The 18,730-nt window shown below is 71.1% G+C and carries 19 protein-coding genes; 16 read left to right on the top strand and 3 right to left on the bottom strand.

Annotated elements, in window-relative coordinates; genetic code table 11:
- Positions 1-50 precede the first annotated feature (50 nt).
- The 11 genes from CP973_RS34615 (at position 51) to CP973_RS41690 (ending at position 8,719) form a co-directional block, all read left to right on the top strand.
- Positions 51-995: a type II secretion system F family protein gene (locus CP973_RS34615; RefSeq protein ID WP_150247882.1), complete on the top strand. Its 945-nt coding sequence runs from the start codon at positions 51-53 to the stop codon at positions 993-995.
- A 39-nt stretch (positions 996-1,034) separates the two neighbouring features.
- Entirely contained in the window at positions 1,035-1,937 is a 903-nt protein-coding gene (locus CP973_RS34610) for a DUF5936 domain-containing protein (RefSeq protein ID WP_150247880.1), read from the top strand.
- 455 nt (positions 1,938-2,392) lie between these two features.
- On the top strand, positions 2,393-2,599 hold the full coding sequence (locus CP973_RS34605) for a hypothetical protein (protein ID WP_244410188.1): 207 nt from the start codon (positions 2,393-2,395) through the stop codon (positions 2,597-2,599).
- On the top strand, positions 2,596-3,330 hold the full coding sequence (locus CP973_RS34600; RefSeq protein WP_150250701.1) for a pilus assembly protein TadG-related protein: 735 nt from the start codon (positions 2,596-2,598) through the stop codon (positions 3,328-3,330). The genes CP973_RS34605 and CP973_RS34600 overlap by 4 nt, the downstream gene beginning before the upstream one ends.
- A 32-nt stretch (positions 3,331-3,362) precedes the next feature.
- On the top strand, positions 3,363-3,938 hold the full coding sequence (locus CP973_RS34595; protein WP_150247878.1) for a hypothetical protein: 576 nt from the start codon (positions 3,363-3,365) through the stop codon (positions 3,936-3,938).
- 3 nt (positions 3,939-3,941) lie between these two features.
- Positions 3,942-4,571: an OmpA family protein gene (locus CP973_RS34590; protein ID WP_150247876.1), complete on the top strand. Its 630-nt coding sequence runs from the start codon at positions 3,942-3,944 to the stop codon at positions 4,569-4,571.
- A 247-nt stretch (positions 4,572-4,818) separates the two neighbouring features.
- The gene (locus CP973_RS34580) at positions 4,819-5,691 is read left to right on the top strand and encodes an alpha/beta hydrolase (protein WP_150247874.1); all 873 of its coding nucleotides are present in this window, start codon (positions 4,819-4,821) and stop codon (positions 5,689-5,691) included.
- A 145-nt stretch (positions 5,692-5,836) separates the two neighbouring features.
- Positions 5,837-6,418, top strand: coding sequence for a TetR/AcrR family transcriptional regulator (locus tag CP973_RS34575; RefSeq protein ID WP_150247872.1), 582 nt, complete (start codon positions 5,837-5,839; stop codon positions 6,416-6,418).
- Between the two features lie 126 nt (positions 6,419-6,544).
- Positions 6,545-7,783, top strand: a complete 1,239-nt coding sequence (locus CP973_RS34570) for a Cmx/CmrA family chloramphenicol efflux MFS transporter (RefSeq protein WP_150250699.1) — start codon at positions 6,545-6,547, stop codon at positions 7,781-7,783.
- 79 nt (positions 7,784-7,862) lie between these two features.
- Positions 7,863-8,099 carry a helix-turn-helix domain-containing protein gene (locus CP973_RS41695; RefSeq protein WP_341874870.1) on the top strand — a complete coding sequence of 79 codons (237 nt, stop codon included), beginning with the start codon at positions 7,863-7,865 and terminating at the stop codon, positions 8,097-8,099.
- Entirely contained in the window at positions 8,003-8,719 is a 717-nt protein-coding gene (locus tag CP973_RS41690) for a DUF397 domain-containing protein (RefSeq protein WP_341874886.1), read from the top strand. Before CP973_RS41695 ends, CP973_RS41690 begins: the two co-directional genes overlap by 97 nt.
- A gap of 346 nt (positions 8,720-9,065) precedes the next feature.
- On the opposite strand, the gene CP973_RS34555 is transcribed toward CP973_RS41690, so the two are convergent.
- Positions 9,066-9,518, bottom strand: a complete 453-nt coding sequence (locus CP973_RS34555; RefSeq protein ID WP_150247868.1) for a DUF192 domain-containing protein — start codon at positions 9,516-9,518, stop codon at positions 9,066-9,068.
- A 32-nt stretch (positions 9,519-9,550) separates the two neighbouring features.
- Here CP973_RS34555 and CP973_RS34550 point away from each other — a divergent pair, with 32 nt between their 5' ends.
- On the top strand, positions 9,551-10,306 hold the full coding sequence (locus tag CP973_RS34550) for a prepilin peptidase (RefSeq protein ID WP_150247866.1): 756 nt from the start codon (positions 9,551-9,553) through the stop codon (positions 10,304-10,306).
- Between the two features lie 238 nt (positions 10,307-10,544).
- Here CP973_RS34550 and mgrA read toward each other — a convergent pair whose 3' ends face one another.
- A complete protein-coding gene (gene mgrA, locus CP973_RS34545) occupies positions 10,545-11,582 on the bottom strand; it encodes an L-glyceraldehyde 3-phosphate reductase (RefSeq protein ID WP_150247864.1) in 1,038 nt (345 codons plus the stop codon).
- 123 nt (positions 11,583-11,705) lie between these two features.
- Between mgrA and CP973_RS34540 the strand changes: the two genes are divergently transcribed.
- The 4 genes from CP973_RS34540 (at position 11,706) to CP973_RS34525 (ending at position 16,905) form a co-directional block, all read left to right on the top strand.
- On the top strand, positions 11,706-12,503 hold the full coding sequence (locus CP973_RS34540; RefSeq protein ID WP_050500486.1) for an isoprenyl transferase: 798 nt from the start codon (positions 11,706-11,708) through the stop codon (positions 12,501-12,503).
- 371 nt (positions 12,504-12,874) lie between these two features.
- Positions 12,875-14,197: an RNA 5'-3' helicase PhoH2 gene (phoH2, locus tag CP973_RS34535; RefSeq protein WP_150247862.1), complete on the top strand. Its 1,323-nt coding sequence runs from the start codon at positions 12,875-12,877 to the stop codon at positions 14,195-14,197.
- Between the two features lie 404 nt (positions 14,198-14,601).
- On the top strand, positions 14,602-15,306 hold the full coding sequence (locus CP973_RS34530) for an aggregation-promoting factor C-terminal-like domain-containing protein (protein WP_150247860.1): 705 nt from the start codon (positions 14,602-14,604) through the stop codon (positions 15,304-15,306).
- 150 nt (positions 15,307-15,456) lie between these two features.
- The gene (locus tag CP973_RS34525; RefSeq protein ID WP_150247858.1) at positions 15,457-16,905 is read left to right on the top strand and encodes an AI-2E family transporter; all 1,449 of its coding nucleotides are present in this window, start codon (positions 15,457-15,459) and stop codon (positions 16,903-16,905) included.
- 55 nt (positions 16,906-16,960) lie between these two features.
- Here CP973_RS34525 and CP973_RS34520 read toward each other — a convergent pair whose 3' ends face one another.
- Positions 16,961-18,682, bottom strand: a complete 1,722-nt coding sequence (locus tag CP973_RS34520) for an alpha/beta hydrolase (RefSeq protein WP_150247856.1) — start codon at positions 18,680-18,682, stop codon at positions 16,961-16,963.
- Positions 18,683-18,730: the final 48 nt, after the last annotated feature.

The following is an 18,730-nucleotide window of genomic DNA, read 5'->3' as shown; positions in this document are numbered from 1 at the left end:
CTGCAGCCCACAGTCCACACAGCCCGCAGCAGGAGGACGGACCCACCCCCATGTCCCTGGACAGCATCGCCCTGCTCACCCTCGGCACCACGCTGCTCTGCGCGGTGCTGGCCGTGGTGGGCCTGCGGCTGTACGCGACCGGACGCGAGCGCCACCAGGCCCTCATCGACCGGCTCTCCGACGACCCCGGCCTGCCCCGGACGGGCCGCGGCCGCCGTTTCACGGGCGTCGACCGCCGGCTGCGCGCCACCCGCCTCGGCCGCGGCCTCGAACTGCGGCTGGCCGCCACCGGCCTGGACATCACCCCCGGCGAGTTCTTCGTCTACCTGCTCGCCGTGGTCACCGGGGTGTGGCTCGTCGCGCAGGCGGTCCTGGCGCCGTTCTTCGGGCCGATCGCCGCGGTGGCGGCCGTCTGGGCCGCGTACGCCTTCCTCAACTGGCAGCGGCAGAAACGTATCGAGCGGTTCATCAACCAGCTGCCCGAACTGTCCCGCATCCTCGCCAACGCCACCCAGGCGGGGCTGGCGCTGCGCACCGCCCTGGGCATGGCGGCGGAGGAGCTGGAGGCGCCGGCCGGCGAGGAACTGGCCAAGGTCTCCGACAAGCTCGCCGTCGGCCACTCCCTCGACGACGCCCTGGACGAGCTGGCCGCCCGCCTGCCCTCGCGCGAACTCGTCGTGCTCGTCACCACCCTCGTGCTGTCCAACCGCGCGGGCGGCACGGTCGTCGGCTCGCTGCGCAACCTCACCAAGACCCTGGAGGAGCGCAAGGAGACCCGGCGCGAGGTGCGCACCCAGCTCTCCCAGGTCGTCGTCACGGCGTACGTCGTGCCGTTCCTCGGCCTGGGCACGCTGCTGCTGATGGACCGCATCGCGCCCGGGGCCATCGACCGGATGACGGCCACGTTCCTGGGGCAGGCCGCGGTGGTCGTGGCCTGCGTGCTGTACGCGGCCGGCTTCTTCGTGATCCGCCGCATCTCCAAGATCGACGTCTGACCGCCGCCCCCGCACCCTCCTGTCAGAAGGCACCCGCCCATGGGAATCGGAACGACCGGCCTGCTCCTCGCCCTCGCGCTCGCCCTCTCCGTGGCGGGCGTCTGTTACGGCATCGCCCTCTACCGCCGCGAGGCCCGACTGCCCCCGGACATCGCCGTCGCCCTGGAGATGGGGGCGTCACGTACCACCGTCGTCGGCTCGGCGGTGGACCGGATGGGCATGCGCTACGCGCCTCTCGTCCTACGCCTGATGGGGGAGAAGCGGGTGGCCAAGGTGCGCAGGCGCATCGATCTCGCGGGCAACCCGGGCGGCCTCACCGTGGACCGCTACGCGGCCCGCCGCGCGGTCTACGGCTTCCTCGGCTTCGGCGGGGCGCTCGTCATGCTGCTGCGCTCCCAACTCCTGCTCGCCCTCCTGCTGGTCGCGTTCGGCCTCTTCTGGAACGAGGTCGGCATCTGGGCCGCCATTCGCCAACGCAAGGACACCATCGAACGCACCCTGCCCGACTTCCTCGACGTGCTCGCCGTCGTGGTCAGCGCCGGGCTGGGCTTCCGGCAGGCCCTGGACCGGGTGGCCGACAAGTATGAAGGCCCCTGGGCCGACGAACTGCGGATCACCCTGCGGCAGCTGGACATGGGCGTCAGCCGCCGCGAGGCGTTCGAGGAACTGCGCAGACGCAACGACTCCGATCAAGTGGCCCAGTTCGTCACCGCGCTCCAGCAGGGCGAGGAACTCGGCTCCCCGATCGTCGACACGCTCATCCAGATCGCCGACGACATGCGCCGTACAGATGCCCAGAACGCCCGCCGCCGGGCCGCCCGCGCGGTACCCAAGGCGACCGTGGTCGTCACCACGTTCATGGTGCCCGGCACGATGATCCTGCTGGTCGCGGGCTTCTTCCTCGGCTCGGGCACCGACTTCGGCTCACTCATGGGCAAGTGATCCGTACCGTGCGGCGGGTGCGTCAACTCACGTACCGCACGCGCGGTTTTCGCGTCTCGAAACGGTCCCCCGTTGTGCACACGCCCTTCGCGTACGCAACGGTATATGGCACAGTCGGCATCCATGTGTTCCCCGGCCCCGGCCGCACCGCCGGGCCCACCGGGACATCCGGAAACGGCGCTGCCGACGAGGACGGGGCGGGGGTGGGAGCGAAATGCTTCAACTCGATTCGCCGGGAAAGGAATGGGGCCGTGTGCCCTGTTCCGGGACCGGTGTTCCGGCGTACGTTTCTCGTGTCGCGAGCGCGTGTGTGCGCAGCGTGCTCACGTTCGGTGCACGGGCGTCCGGCGCCCGACCGGACGGGGCCCGTCCGTACGGCGCCCGCTCGCGCGGCGACACCACGGGGGCAGACCATCCGGACCGGAGCGGCCCGGCCGCCCATGGAGGGGAACACGATGGCGAAGCGGTTGTTCGGAAACGACCGGGGACAGGACTCGAACGGCCGGGGGCAGGCCTCGAACGACCGGGGACAGACCTCGATCGAGTATCTGGGCATCATCGCCGTGGTGGTGGCGATCGTGCTGGTGCTGTCGACCACGGACTTCGGCAGCCAGATCGCCACGGCCATCTCGAACAAGATCTCCCAGGTCGTGGGCATCTGACGGGACGCGCGCTCCGTTCCCGCCGGTGGGGCCGGCGCGCCGGGCCGGAAGGCGGCGCGCGACGGCTCCAAGACTCCGGGCAGGCGTTCCCCGTCTACATCGTGGCCGTGGCCGGCCTGCTCTTCCTGGCCCTGGCGTTCTTCGCGGTCGGGCAGGCCGCCGCGGTACGCAACTCCGCGCAGACCGCGGCCGACGCGGCGGCCCTCGCGGCGGGGCAGAAGTACCGCGACCAGCTGAGTACCGAGCTCCTGGACGCGGTCCGTACGGGCGCGCCGTGGCAGGACTTCCTCGACGGCCGTGGCGTTCCCGGTGACGAGGCGTGCGGGAACGCCCAGTGGTTCGCGGGGCGCAACGACGCCGACGCGACGTGCACCCCCGGCTCGTACCCCACCTCGTTCGCCGTCAAGGCCGACACCCGTAAGACGGTGGGCCGTTCGGTCATTCCGGGGACCGAGGGCAAGCACGCCTCGGCCCGGGCCAAGGCGGTGGTGGAGCCGCGCTGCGTCGCGGGCCCGGAGCGGGAACCGGAGCCCGGCACGGGGCGGGAACCGGAGCCCGGCACGGGGCGGGAACCGGAGCCCGGCACGGGGCAGGGTGACGACCGGCCCGCTCCCGGCTCCGCCCTCGACCTCGTCTGCGAGCACGGCAAGAAGTGGACGATCGACCTCGCCGACCCGCGCGGCGAGCTGCCGGAAGCGTCCGACCTGTTCTCCGTACGCCTTGCCGAATGACCAGCCGACGACGAGCAGAGGGAATCGCATCCATGAGTACCGGGCGCCCTTCGAAGGCCAGGAGAGTGGCCGCCGCGGCGATCGCCGCCGGACTCGCTCTCGTCGTGAGCGGCTGCGGCGGGGACGACGGCGGCGCCGCGGCCGACGGCAAACCGCCGACACGGGCCGCCGCCCCCAAGACCACCGGCCGCGGCACCCCGGCCGCCGACGCCACCCAGGCCATCGGCGAGATGAAGGGCCCGGACGGGGTGGTCGTCACCCTGCATTCCGCGGTCCGTGACTCCGGCGGCTTCGTCACGGTCAGCGGTACGGTCACCAACAAGGGCACCAAGATCTTCAACGCGATCAACTGGCGCTCCAACGAGACCGGCATGCGCTCGCGCTCCTCCGTCTCCGGCGCCGCCCTGGTCGACAAGGCCGGCAAGAAGCGCTACCTGGTCCTGCGCGACACCGAGGGCGAATGCCTGTGCACGACCGGGCTCAGCGGCCTCAAGCCCGGGGAGAGCCGGCCCCTGTTCGCCCAGTTCCCGGCACCGCCGGAGAAGGTGACCGAGGTCGACTTCCAGCTGCCGACCCTGCCGCCCGCCACCGTCACGATCTCGGACTGACCCATGGCCACCACGTCCGGGACCCGAACCCGTACGGCGCGGGCCGCCGTCACCACGGCCGCCGCCCTCCTCCTGGCCGTCACCCTCGGTCCGCCGGCCGCCCGCGCCGACGACCCGCCCGGTGTCTCCGAGGACACCACCGCACCGGTCAAGATCGACCCGCACGATCCGGACCTGCGGATGGTCCAGGGCGCGACGCTCGCCCCCGCGAAGGTCCTCAACATCAAGTCCATCGTCGAGACCGACGACGGTGCCGAGCGGCGGCAGGACACCAACGCCAATGTGACCTTCGCCCTCCAGGCCGAGGTCCTCTTCGGCAAGGACAGTGCCGAGCTGACCTCCGACGCGCTGTCCCGCATCACCGCCATCGCCGCCGAGATCAAGCAGCAGCACGCCACCAACCTGCGCGTCTTCGGCTTCACCGACGACCTGGGCACGGCCGCCCACGGCCTGGTCCTGTCCAAGGACCGCGCCAACGCCGTCCAGCGGGAACTGGCCAGGACCCTCGGGCCGACGGTCACGTTCCAGATCCGCGGCTACGGCGAGCAGTACCCGATAGCGGACAACGCCACGGAGGACGGGCGCAAGAAGAACCGCCGGGTCGAGGTGAGCTTTCCGCGTACGGGGGGTTAGTTCTCGCGGGGCGGCTCGCCGCGTACGGGCCGGTTGTCCGCGTGCAGGGTCGGCTCTCCGCGTACAGGGGGCGAAAACCCGTTGGCGGAGCACGGCGGCCACTGCTACTTTCTCGGAGGCCGTGCGAGAGAACCAGGAGGTGGTACCCGTGAACGTTTCGACATGGGTGCTCCCCTGCGGGGTCACGGTCGGGCGATAGGTCGTCGTCCGGGAGCGCCGTCTCTGAGCACTCCCGAAAGGCACGACCATGTACTTCACTTCTGAGCAGCGTCTCGACGGCGGCGTCCTCGAACGCGAATTCATCCTCGGCGAGATCCCCGGCATCCTGTGGACGCCCGGGGCCGCGTCTGTATCAGCGTCCGGATCCGCGTCCGCGTCCACATCCGCGCCCGGATCCGCGCCCGCGTCCGAATCCGTATCCGCGCCCGCATCGGCGTCCACATCCGCGCCCGGATCCGCATCCGCCTCCACACCCGCACCCGCACCCGCGCCCGCACCGCTGATCCTGCTCGGCCACCCTCCGCTCGGGCTGCGCAAGATGTACCCCCGGCTGGTGGCCCGGGCCCGGCACGCCGCGGCCCAGGGCTTCGCCACGGCCACCATCGAACTCCCCGGAAGCGGCGACCGGCCCCGCCTGCCCGCCGTCGAGCGGGCCCGTGCCGGCCTGCGCCGGGCGAAGGAAGCCGGCGAGCCGGTCGGTGACGAGATCGTCGACGCACTCGTCCTCCCGCTGGTCGACGAGGCGGTCCCGGAATGGCAGACCGCCCTGGACGCCCTTCTGGGGCTCCCCGAGATCGGCGGCCCGGTCGGGTTCTCGGGCGGAGTGATCTCCATCGGCATCCGGCTGGCGGTGGTCGAGCCGCGCATCGTGGCCGCCGGACTCTTCGCCGGGAGCCTCGTGCCCCGCGTGATGTACGAGGAGGCCCGGCAGGTCACCGTCCCGCTGCACGTGCTCTTGCAGTGGGACGACGAGGGGAACGACCGGCAGGCGGCCCTGGACCTGTTCGACGCCTTCGGCTCCAGGGAGAAGACCCTGGTCGCCAACATGGGCGGGCATGCCGGAGTCCCGCGGTTCGCGGGGGAGGACGCGGCGCGGTTCTTCGCCCGGCACCTGAAGTGAGGCCGGGCTTCCGGGGCATGGGGATGCGGGTGGGCTTGGGGCAGAGGCAGAGGCAGAGGCAGAGGCAGGGACGTGGACAGGGACAGGGACAGGGACACGGGCTCGGTATTGAACCGTGCGTTCCAATACCTGTACTGTCCTCCCCATGGCCCGACCCAGGAAGTTCGACGAGGAGCGGGCGGTCGACGCCGCGATGAACGTGTTCCGGGCCGCCGGTTACGAAGCCACGTCCACGCAGGACCTGTGCGAGGCGACCGGTCTCGGCCGCAGCAGCATCTACAACACCTTCAAGAGCAAGCACGACCTCTTCGAGCGGGCGCTCGACCGGTACATGGGCGAGCGCAACGGTGAACTGTTCGCCCTGATGGAGAGCGATCTGCCGGTGCGGGAGAAGATCCGTACGCACCTTGAGCGGGTCGTCGAGGAGGAGTGCGGCGACCAGGACGACCGCCGGGGGTGCCTGGTGGTCAACACCGCCGTCGAGGTCGCGGCCCGCGACCAGCAGGTCGCGGGCGAACTCGCGCGGGACTACCGGCTGCGGCTGGAGGTGATCCGCGCGGCGCTCGCGTCCGGGCAGCGGGTGGGCGACATCGACGCGGACAAGGACGTCGGCGCCCTCGCGCACCTGGTCATCGCGGCCGTCGGCGGCCTGCGCGTCTCGGCGCGCTGCGGGGCCGGCCGGGCCGCGCTGAGCGGGGTCGTGGAGGGGGTCATGGCGGCGTTGTGAGGAGGGGCGGGCCGGCGAGAGGCGGCCCGCCTTCTTTTTTGCCTTCGTTTTGAACTGATCAATACATAACGCCGGGCGACTGCGCCCGCGCCGTATCCGAAACAGGAGCAGGAGCACGTGAAAGCCATGCCCATAGCCGTCCACCTCCTCGGGCTGGGAATCTTCGCCCAAGGCACCTCCGAGTTCATGCTCGCGGGGCTGCTGCCCAACGTGGCCGCCGACCTCGGGGTTTCCATCCCCGACGCCGGACTGCTGGTCTCCGCGTTCGCCATCGGCATGGTCGTGGGCGCGCCCGTACTCGCGGTCGCCACCCTGCGCATGCCGCGCCGGACGGCCCTGGCCGCCTTCCAGCTCGTCTTCGTGGCGGGACACGTGGTCGGCGCCCTGGCCCCGAGCTACGGGGTGCTCTTTGCGACGCGGGTCGTCAGCGCCTTCGCGTACGCGGGCTTCTGGGCGGTGGCCGCCGCGACGGCGGTGAGTCTTGTCCCCGCCGGCGCCAAGGGCAAGGCGCTGTCGGTCGTCGGCACCGGCCTCACGCTGGCGACGATCGTCGGCGTACCGGCCGGCACGGTACTGAGTCAGCACGTGGGATGGCGCGCGGCGTTCTGGGCCGTCGTCGCCCTGACCATCGTCAGCCTGCTCGCCCTGCTGGCCGTACTGCCCGCCGGTCGCGCGGACCACGGCGAACTCCCGTCCCCCCGCCGGGAAATCAGGGCCATGGCCAGGCCCGCCCTATGGGTCTCCTACCTCCTCACCACACTCAGCTTCGGCGCCGCCATCGTCACGTTCAGCTATCTCGCACCGCTGCTGACCGAAGTGAGCGGCCTGCCGACCGGTCTGGTACCGGCCGTACTCGCCCTGTACGGCGTCGGCGGCCTCCTCGGCATGACCCTCGGCGGACGCACCGCCGACCGCCACCCCCTGCGCACCCTCTTCCTCGGCATCGGCGCACTGACCATCGCCTCGGCGCTGCTGGCACTCACGGCCGCGAACCTGGCCGCCACCATCGTGCTGATCTTCACCCTCGGCCTGACCGGCTACGTCACCAACCCGGTGGTCCAGTCCCGCGTCTTCACCCTCGCCCCGGACGCGCCGACGCTGGCCCCGGCGGTCAACACGTCCGCCTTCAACGTGGGCATCACCCTCACCCCCATGCTGGGCGGCCTGACCATCGACGCGGGTTACGGCTACACCTCGGTGGCCTGGGTGGGCGCGGCGGTCGGCGCGGCGGTGTTGCCGGCGGCCCTGTGGGCGGCGGCGTTGCAGCGCCGCACGAAGGCCCGTACGGCAACGGTGCATTCGTCGGGAGCGGCCGAGACCGTCACGACTGCGGCCAGGCCGGACGCCCTGGCTGTGACCGACTGATCGGCGCCCCGTCACCGATACAGCTCGCACCAGCGCGCCGACTGGCCGTCGGCAACGAATCGGTGCTGAGCTACGGAAGTTGCGCGAACGTGCAGGCCTTGCCACGCGCGACGCGGGCCAACTGCTCAGCGTGAATGCGGCGCGGATCAGCAGCATCGAGTCCGGTCACTTCGGAGTGAGCGCCGAGCGGGCACGCATGTTCGCGCACAACTCCAGCCCATTTCCGCGCTGCCCCCGGAGATCGAGCACCGCATCTCTCATCGGATCAAGCGGCAGGAGATCCTCTACGGTGACGCCCCGACGCCCTTCAAGGTGATCATCCACGAGGCAGCGCTACGTATGCAGTTCGGCGGCCGACGAGTTGCCGGGGAACAGCTCGGTCAGGTAGCCGAGTTGAGCGAGCTGCCACATGCGACCGTGCTCGTGATCCCCTACTCGGCCGGGGTCTTTCCCGGTGCCGGGCAGACGGTGCTCTACGCAAGTTGGAGAAGTACCGCACTTTCATGCGTCGCTTCGAAGACGTGGCACTTCAAGAGGCCGCATCTCGTGAGTTTCTTCATCAAGTCATCAGCGAGCTCTGAAAGAGGCATGCCCGTGTCCCCCTTTTATTGGCAGAAGTCGTCCTACAGCAGCGAAGGCAACAACTGTTTGGAGCTCGCGGTGGGCGCTGATGGCGGAGTACTGGTTCGTGAGAACGATGATCCGTCCATAGCCGTCGCTGCCAGCACTGCGGCGATCGGAGGACTGCTACGAGCCACCCGAGGTGACCTGATCGTCTACGCCGACGGCACGCCGGAGACGACGCAGCGCGTCACGTCCGATGTCGCGATCGAGGCCGACGGGCATGCCGGTACGGGCGGTGGCGTTCTGCGGCGTGGCGCGTCCGTATGCGCTGGTCGGCGATGTGGGCCGGCATCTGCGTCGGGCGCCGCGTAGCGGTGGGCGGCGTTCGAGCACGCGTGCGGCGCGGCGCGGTCATTCCTGGGTTGACGGCGCGGCGGCGCCATTTCGCGGCTGTGGGCGCCGGTTGCCGACTGGAAGGGGTAATTGCGCGGAGTCGGCGGGCTGCTGGGCGCCGGAAGATAGTACATATGCGGGTATGTGCCCTATGGTCGTTTTCGCACCGCTCACGCGCGATCAGCTGGAAGCGCATCGCGCGGGCCTGTCTGCTTGCTCCTGCCCTGGGAGAGACCGGCCCGCGGCAGGGAGACGAGCCACCAGCTGATGCGGAGTGCCGGCGGTGCCGAGCTGCCGAGCGGTGGCGGGCCGGCGGACTGGAGGGTCAGGGGGTGGCGATCGTGACGCGTACGCCGGGGCGCAGGTCCCAGCGGGCCATCGCGCCGGCCTCCGCCTCCAGGACGTGCCGGGCGCGGAGGCGGGGACGTCCGAGGCGTCCCGGCCGCATGGTGCGGACGGCCAGCACGGTGAGGTCCCGGGTGAGGTAGGCGACGTCGACCGTGAAGCGCATGCGGAAGGTGTGGACCGCGCTCGCGGGCGTGAGGAGCAGGGCGCCGTCGATGCCGTCGCGCCCGAGGAGGCCGCGGGTGCGCGCACGGTAGGACGCGGCGATCTCCAGGGGGATCGCCGCCCGGCCGGTGGGCGCGGCCGGGCCGCCGGGCGCCCCCGACGCGCTGTCGGCCGCCCCGTCCGGCCCGAGGGCTTCCGCAACCGTCGGTTCTCCGGCGGCACCCTGCACAAAGCGGAGCGTTCCTGATCCGTTCTGCCAGCGGGCCATGGGGAGCGTTTTATCAGCCTAGGGTCGGCCGTGTGCCTGTGATGCTGATGGTTTGCGCCGCGGTGTACGGCTGCGTGGCCGGGGTCCTCGTACCGCGGCCCGCTTATCGGCTGGCCGTCGAGCCGGGGGAGGACTGGCGGGACCGCTGCCCGGGCGGCCATGCGGTGGTCGGTCCGTGGCGGGGGTGGCTGGGGCTGGGACGCTGCCGGCCGTGTGGGCCGTACGGGCCGCGCGCGGCGCCGATCGTCCTGGTCACGGCGGTGGTGTGCGTGCTGCTTGCCGCTGCCACCGGTCCCCGCCCCGAGCTGGCGGCCTGGCTGGCGGGCGCGCCGGTGGCGGTGCTGCTCGCGGTGGTCGACTGGCGGGTGCGGCGGCTGCCGGATGTGCTGACCCTGCCGTTGGCGGGGGGCGCGGTGCTCCTGCTCGGGGGTGCGGCGCTCGGTACCGGGGCGGCCGGGTCGTGGGGCGGGGCGCTCCTCGGTGGGCTCGCCCTCGCGGGGTTCTATTACGTCCTTTATCTGGTCAATCCAGAGGGAATGGGGCTCGGGGACGTCAAGCTGGCGATCGGGCTGGGGGTCACTCTTGGGTGGTACGGCTGGGCAATTCTGATCACTGGCGCGTTCGCGGGGCTGCTGCTCGGCGCGCTCTACGGCTGCGGGGTCCTGCTGAGGCGCGCCGGACGCGCGGAACGCCGTAATGATGGGCTCAAACAGGCCATCCCGTACGGCCCTTTCATGATCACCGGGGCGTTTCTGGGGGTGCTCCTGGGGGCCGCGGCGGCCTCTTGATCCACAAAACGGCCGCGCCGTTCCACCTGAAGTTGCACTGAGCACCCCCTCGGCGGGGTTATGGTGGAAACCCCCCCTCGGGCCGGTCCGTATCCCCCCCCACGGACCGGCCCGCTTTTTGTGCCCCGGGTACGGATCTCGCCATGATCACGCCAGGGCGGGTTTCGCACACGGAACGTACGAACGCCTCTACGGAAAGTAGGGAGGGTTCCGTAAAAGGGCTGCGGACCGAACAGAATCAGCCGCGCTTGGCCCAGATGTTCACACCATCAGTCGACTTCGCGAACTCCTCGATCTCGGACAATTCCTGATCCGTGATCTTCGGTGCGCCCACCGCGGCCACGTTCGCCTCCAGCTGCGCCACGCTGCTCGCCCCGATCAGCGCCGAGGTCATCCGCTCGTCCCGCAGCACCCAGGACAGCGCCAGCTGGGCCAGCGACTGCCCGCGGCGCGCGGCGATCTCGTTCAGACCGCGCAGCCGCCGCCGTACGTCCTCCGAGAGCAGCCCCGGGTCGAGGGACTTGCCCTGGGACGCGCGCGAGCCCTCCGGGATGCCGTTCAGGTACTTGTCCGTCAGCAGGCCCTGGGCGAGGGGGGCGAAGGCGATGCAGCCCATGCCCTCCGCCTCCAGGGTGTCCAGGAGGGCGTCCTCCTCCGTCCAGCGGTTGATCATCGAGTACGAGGGCTGGTGGATCAGCGGCCGCACGCCCATCTCCCGCAGGATGCGGGCGGCTTCGCGGGTCTGCTCGGAGGAGTACGACGAGACGCCCACGTACAGCGCCTTGCCCTGCCGGACGGCGGACGCCAGGGCGCCCATCGTCTCCTCCAGCGGAGTGTCCGGGTCGAAACGGTGCGAATAGAAGATGTCGACGTAATCGACGCCCATCCGCTTCAACGAGGCGTCCAGCGACGAGAGGAGGTATTTGCGCGAACCCCATTCGCCGTACGGCCCGGGGTGCATGAGATATCCGGCCTTGGTGGACAGGACGATCTCGTCGCGGTAGGGCCGGAAGTCCTGCGCGAAGATCTTCCCGAAGTTCAGCTCGGCCGAACCGGGCGGCGGACCGTAGTTGTTCGCCAGGTCGAAGTGGGTCACGCCCAGATCGAAGGCGCGGCGCAGGATCGCCCGCTGGGACGCCAGCGACCGGTCGTCGCCGAAGTTGTGCCACAGGCCCAGGGAGACGGCGGGGAGTTTGAGGCCGCTGCGCCCGGTGCGGCGGTACTCCATGGAGTCGTAGCGCGTATTCGCGGCAATGTGGACAGGGGAGTCGGTCATGGTCATCTCCTTATCACGGAGTTGTGACACACCTGATTGGGTCGCCGGGACATCCGCGACGTAAAGTTGCCGACTTGAGGCGACGGGGGCGACCGCCATTTGCACGGAGGGGCTTGACCACACATGCTGCGATCTTCCGGGGTGCGCATCCCGTACCCGCCCGCGTTGCGCAACCTCGTCTACAGGCTCTACGCCCGCCGGGTCGAAGGCCGCCTCGACCATGCCCAGGTCCCCAAGCACATCGGCGTCATCCTCGACGGCAACCGGCGCTGGGCGCGGGCCGACGGCCGTACCACCGTGCAGGGCCACCAGGCCGGCGCCGACAAGATCACCGAGCTGCTGGGCTGGTGCGCGGAGACCGACGTCGAGGTCGTCACGCTGTGGCTGCTGTCCACGGACAACCTCGACCGGCCCGAGAAGGAACTGACCCCGCTGCTGGGCATCATCGAGAACACGGTGCGCGGGCTGGCCGCCGACGGCCGCTGGCGCGTCCACCACGTGGGCAACCGCGACCTGCTGCCCTCCGACACGCAGCGGGTGCTCAAGGAGGCCGAGCAGGCCACCGAGGGCCACACCGGCATCCTGGTGAACGTCGCCGTCGGCTACGGCGGCCGGCAGGAGATCGCGGACGCGGTGCGCTCGCTCCTCCTGGACCACGCCGAGCGCGGCACCACCTTCGAGGAACTGGCCGACATCGTCGACATCGACCTCATCTCGGAACACCTCTACACCCGCGGCCAGCCGGACCCGGACCTGGTGATCCGCACCAGCGGCGAACAGCGGCTCTCCGGCTTCATGCTCTGGCAGAGCGCCCACTCGGAGTACTACTTCTGCGAGGTCTTCTGGCCGGCCTTCCGCAAGGTGGACTTCCTGCGCGCCCTGCGCGACTACGCCGCACGTCACCGCCGTTACGGTTTTTAGGCCACCCGGATCACGAACTCCTGGCGCGGGACTCCACCCGCGCCAAAGCCGTAACCAAGCGTTCACCGACCGTGCGTCATATGCCATTGCATGGGGGCGCGCGTTCGCGGGAATATCCCTTCCAGGTCGGTATCCGGCAGGACCAGTCATCGGATGCCGTATCTCAGCGGACGGCACGGGGCCGTCCGCCCGGGAGGCCCTTTGCACACCACGGACGACCGTGCGGACCGCACGGACGACGCGGAGGGCCGGCGCTCGGCCCGCGCACGAGGGCCCGAGCCCGGTCCCGTCGCCCGCCGCCCGACGGCGCGGCGACTTCTCTCCCGCGACGCCGTCGCACCCCGACCTCATCCGAGGGGGTACGTCCACCCGTGGTGAACAGCAAGCAGCGCCGTGAGAACGGCCGGCGCACCTATGTCCTCGACACCAGCGTCCTGCTGGCGGATCCAGGGTCCATGTCCCGCTTCGACGAGCACGAGGTCGTGCTGCCGGTCGTCGTGGTCACCGAACTGGAGGCGAAGAGGCATCATCCGGAATTGGGCTACTTCGCCCGGCAGGCCCTGCGCCTGCTCGACGAGTACCGGGTGCGGTACGGACGGCTGGACGCCCCGATCCCCATCGGGGACCTGGGCGGAACCCTCCGGGTCGAGCTGAACCACGCCGACCCGGCGGTGCTGCCGGCCGGCTTCCGCCTGGGCGACAACGACTCGCGGATCCTCGCGGTCGCCCGCAACCTCCAGGCGGAGGGCTACGACGTCACGGTCGTCTCCAAGGACCTGCCGCTGCGCATCAAGGCGTCCGCGGTGGGCCTGCTGGCCGAGGAGTACCGCGCCGAGCTGGCCATCACGGACTCCGGCTGGACGGGCATGGCGGAGCTGACCGCCACCGCCGAGCAGATCGACGAGCTCTTCGCCGCGGAGAGCGCGTACCTCCCCGAGGCGGCCGGGCTGCCCGTGCACACCGGGCTCGTACTCCAGTCGGAGCGCGGCAAGGCACTCGGCCGGGTGACGGCCGACGGCAGCGTACGGCTGGTGCGCGGCGACCGGGACGCGTTCGGCATCCACGGGCGCAGCGCCGAGCAGCGCATCGCCCTGGACCTGCTGCTCGACCAGGAGGTCGGCATCGTCTCGATGGGCGGCCGGGCCGGCACGGGCAAGTCGGCACTGGCGCTCTGCGCGGGCCTGGAGGCGGTGCTGGAGCGGCGTCAGCACCGCAAGGTGATGGTCTTCCGGCCGCTGTACGCGGTCGGCGGGCAGGAACTGGGCTATCTGCCGGGCACCGAGGCGGAGAAGATGAGCCCGTGGGCCCAGGCCGTCTTCGACACGCTGTCGGCGGTGACCTCCACGGAGGTCATCGACGAGGTGGTGGGCCGCGGCATGCTGGAGGTGCTGCCGCTCACCCACATCCGCGGCCGTTCGCTGCACGACGCCTTCGTCATCGTCGACGAGGCCCAGTCGCTGGAGCGGAACGTCCTGCTGACGGTGCTGTCCCGGATCGGCGCCAACTCGCGCGTGGTGCTCACGCATGACGTGGCGCAGCGCGACAACCTGCGGGTCGGCCGGTACGACGGCGTGGTCGCGGTCGTCGAGAAGCTCAAGGGCCATCCGCTGTTCGCGCACGTGACGCTGACCCGCTCGGAGCGGTCGCCGATCGCGGCGCTGGTGACCGAAATGCTGGAGGACGGCCGGATCTGACCGGGTGTGGCATACGGCGCCGTCCGGCAGGAGCGCAGCAGCTTAGCCGGGCGGCGCCGTGCTGCGCGGGCATTTCCGGAAATCACCTGGGGCAAACGGGGTGTGAGCTTTCACACGCAACGGAGAATTGATTCGGCGAGTCCGCTTCGGGCAAAGTCTGGTTCCTGTCAGGCCCCGCATACGGCACACCAGCACCCCCAGCGGTGCGGAACCCCGAGAACTGCATAGCGCGCCGTATGCCGCCCGAGCACCACGCGGACCCCGAGGGGTACGTACCGGGCCAGTGCCTCCCGTGACCAGCCGTCCCCTCCGCTCGTTCGGGGCCGGAACAAGGGGAGACCAGCGCCAGGGGCACGATTGCGTCCGCGAGGTCACCTATGCGGACGATGCTGGAAGGAAAGCGTGTGAGCCGGATTTCGGTCCGGGGATTCGCCGTGGCCTCCGCCACCGCGGTCACCACCGTCGGCGCCGTTGTCGGTGTCGCGTCAGGCCAGGAGCAGGGCTCGGTCGCCCACACCGAGGCCGCCGCGGCCGACACCACGATCGCCGACATACCCGCGGGCCAGCAGGCCCAGGTGCAGACCGCGTCCCTGACACAGCAGGCGGACGAGGCGTCCACGCAGGCGGACGCCGCGGCGCTGAAGTCCGCGCAGGAGGAGGCCCGCAAGGCGGCCGCCCAGGACGCGCAGGACAAGAAGGACGCCGCCGAAAAGAAGGCGAAGGCCGAGGAGGACGCCAAGAAGCGCGAGAAGGAGAAGGAAGAGGCTTCCCGCTCCGCCACGCGCGACGCGTCCACGTTCGCCGCCAAGGCGTCCTACAGCATCGCCGAGACCCAGGCGATCGCCCGGCAGATGCTGCCGGCCGACCAGTTCCAGTGCTTCAGCAACATCGTGGACCACGAGTCCGGCTGGAACTACCGCGCCACCAACGCCTCCTCCGGCGCCTACGGCCTCGTCCAGGCGCTGCCCGGCACCAAGATGGCCTCCGCCGGCGCCGACTGGCGGACCAACCCGGCCACCCAGATCAAGTGGGGGCTGAACTACATGAACAGCCGCTACAACAGTCCGTGCGGCGCCTGGTCCTTCTGGCAGGCCAACCACTGGTACTAGGAACGTGTGCGACGGCCCCCGCGTAAGGTGGTCGCCGCTCCGCTTCGTACGCGAAACCCCCGGCCGCGACGGCGTCGGGGGTTTCGTGCGTCCGTCACCGGTAACGTCGTCCTGACAGCACCGGGGGGCGGGAGGGGAAGAGGAAGCGACATGTCCAGATTGCCTCAGTGGGTCGGTGGCCTCGGCGCCGGTCTGACGCGGATCGCGCAGCGGCTGGAGGACCAGCGCCGCCGCGCTGAGGCCGCGGCAGAGGAGAACGACCCGGAAGAACTGAGGCGTGCCGAGCGCGCGGACGGTTCCCGGGCGCCGCACGACAGCGCGTACGGCGGCCCGGCCCCCGGCCCGTACGCCGCCGGGCTGCCCGACGGCCGGGCGTCCGGTCCCCCGGAGGACGCGCCGCACCAGCCGCCGAACTCGGTCCCCGCCCCGCCCGCCTACGCGCCCGCCGTCGCTCCCCGCCCCGACCCGGTGGCCGCCGTGCCGTGGGGCGTACGGGTCGCCGCCGAGGCCGGCTGGCGGCTGCTGGTCCTGGCCGGCACGATCTGGGTGCTGGCCAAGGCCATCACCTCCATCCAGCTGGTGGTGCTGGCGTTCGTGGCCGCGCTGCTGATCACCGCGCTGCTCCAGCCCACCGTCGCCTGGCTCAAGCGCCGTGGCGTGCCGCGGGGGCTCGCCACGGCGCTGACGTTCATCGCCGGCTTCGTCATCATGGGCCTGGTCGGCTGGTTCGTCGTCTGGCAGGTCCAGGACAACATCGACTCGGTGTCCAGCCGTATCCAGGAAGGCATCACCGAGCTGAAGGGCTGGCTCCTCAAGAGTCCGTTCCATGTGACCGAGGACCAGATCAACAACATTGCCAAGAACCTCCAGGACGCGGTCGGCGCCAACACCCAGGCCATCACCTCGGCCGGGCTGGAGGGCGTGACCGTGGTCCTGGAGGTGCTCACCGGCATCCTGCTGGCGATGTTCACCACGCTCTTCCTGCTGTACGACGGCCGGCGCATCTGGAACTGGGTGCTCAAGCTGGTGCCGAGCGCGGCGCGCGAGGGCGTGGCGGGCGCCGGCCCGCGCGCCTGGCGCACGCTGACCGCCTATGTGCGCGGGACGGTGATAGTGGCGCTGATCGACGCCATCTTCATCGGCATCGGCATCTACTTCCTCGACGTGCCGCTGGCCGTGCCGCTCGCCGTCTTCATCTTCCTGTTCGCGTTCATCCCGCTGGTGGGCGCGGTGGTCTCCGGCGCCCTGGCGTGCGTGGTCGCGCTGGTGACGCAGGGCGTCTTCGCGTCGCTGATGGTGCTCGCGGTGGTGCTGGCGGTGCAGCAGATCGAGGGGCACATCCTGCAGCCCTTCATCCTGGGTCGCGCGGTACGGGTCCACCCGCTCGCCGTCATCCTGTCGGTGGCCGCGGGCGGCCTGATCGCCGGCATCGGCGGCGCGGTGGTCGCGGTGCCGCTGGTCGCGGTCACCAACACCGTCGTCGGCTACCTCCGTTCGTACTCCCGCGAACAGGCCCTGCGCATGGCGCCGCCCCCGCACGGCGCCACGGCCCTGGACATCGCGCCGACCCCGCCGAAGGGGGCCGACCCGCAGGACTGAGCACCTGACGGGCGCCCGGCCGGGGCCGTGCCACGGGCCCTGAACGGCGTCCGGCTCAGTACGGCGCGTCCTTCGCGCCCTCGTACGCGCGCAGCCGGGCCGTGTCCTGTGCGGTCCAGCCCGGCGGCGGGACGACCGCCGCCCAGCCGTCGACCGCTCCGGTGCCGTAACGGTGCCCGTGCGGCGGCGGCGCGCCGAAGGACACCGCCAGGTCGACCGTCGTCTGCCAGAAAGTGATGACGGGCCAGAAGCGCATCTCTTCGGTGACGTCCGGGCCGAGCGGCCGGTCGAGCCAGGCGGGCCGGTGCCAGAGCAGGTCGGGCGTCCACCACACCACCGGGTCGGAGGCGTTCTGGAGGTAGACCACCCGGGGGTGCTCCCACGGCCCGTCCGGGCGCTTGAGGTCCCGCTCCGGATACTGGGCGAAGCGGACATGCCGTCCCCGGTCGTACTCCGGCCGCCACACCGGGCTGCCGGGATCGCGCCCGGCGGTCACTTCCTTCCATACGGGGCTGACGTTGGGCGGCCCCGCCAGCAGCGCGCCGTCCACCTTGCCGAGCATGTCGTCCAGGCCGTCGAACGCCGCCTCGGTCGCGTACGTCCCCAGGCTCTCGCCGCCGACCACCAGCTTCGGCCGGTCGTCGGCGGGCAGTGTGGACCACTTGGCGTACACGGCGTCGAACACCGCGCGGGCGTCCCGCGCCGCCTGCTCCTTGTCGACCAGGAAGGAGATCCAGGACGGCAGGTACGAGTACTGGGTCGCGACGATCGCCGAGTCGCCGCCGTACATGTACTCCAGCGGCTCCGGCATCCGCGGGTCCACCCAGCCGCTGCCCGTGGTGCCCAGCAGCGCCAGCACCTTGCGGCCGAAGCCGCCGGTGCGCTCCAGTTCCTGTACGGCGAGGTCGGCGGTGCGCCGGAAGTGCGCGTCACCGCCCTCCTGTTCGCCGACGTACACCCGTACCGGGTCCTTGGCGGGGCGGCCGGTGAAGGCGGCGATGTCCCGCTTGCGGGGCACCGAGCCGATGAAGTTGCGGCCCTCGGCGCCCAGTTCCGTCCAGTCGACCACGGAGGTGGGGCCGCCGGAGACGTAGGCGGAGGGGGGCTGGGTGATGCCGTCGGCGGTGCTCAGGTTCGCGGCCTTGGAGATACGGTCCACGATGTCGATGAAACCGCGCTCGTACAGGACGTCCTTGGAGCCGATGGCGACCAGGAGGGCGGTCAGCGCCACGCCGATCGCGTACGCCGCCGGGCGCGGCACCCAGCGGCCGAAGAACCGGGCGAGCCGGCGGGCCGTCAGCCGTACGCACCGGGCCAGCAGCACCAGCAGCGCGCAGACCGCCACCGCGATCACAATGATCATCGGCGTGTGCCAGACCAGGGAGGGCTCGACCTCCTGGAGACGGCGGAGGCGGCGCTGCGCGTGGGCGCTCCAGGAGACGGCCGCCGTGGAGAGCACGATGCCGAGGACGTGGAAGGCCAGCCAGCAGCGGGCGCGGGCGCGTTCACCGGGGCGGCGCCGGCACAGCGCGCGGAAGAGGCCGCTCGCCGCGGCTCCGAGGGCGTAGCCGATGGCGGCCGTGATGCCGCCGACCAGGCCCTGGAGGTACCACGGGCGGGGGAGCAGCGACGGGGTGAGGGAGAGCCAGAAGAAGAGGGCCGCGACGCAGCAGGCGGTGAGGTCGGGCCAGCGGCGGACGACCCAGGAGGGGTCGGGCGCGTCCCAGTAGGGGCGCTTGAGCCACCGGACGGGCAGATGCAGCAGCGACACGGACATTTGCCTCATTATGCGCAGAGCCCCGCGGACCGGCGGTCCGCGGGGCTC

The organism is Streptomyces albofaciens JCM 4342 (genome assembly GCF_008634025.1).
GTDB classification, from domain to species: Bacteria; Actinomycetota; Actinomycetes; order Streptomycetales; family Streptomycetaceae; genus Streptomyces; species Streptomyces albofaciens.
This window is presented reverse-complemented; position numbering and strand designations above follow the sequence as displayed.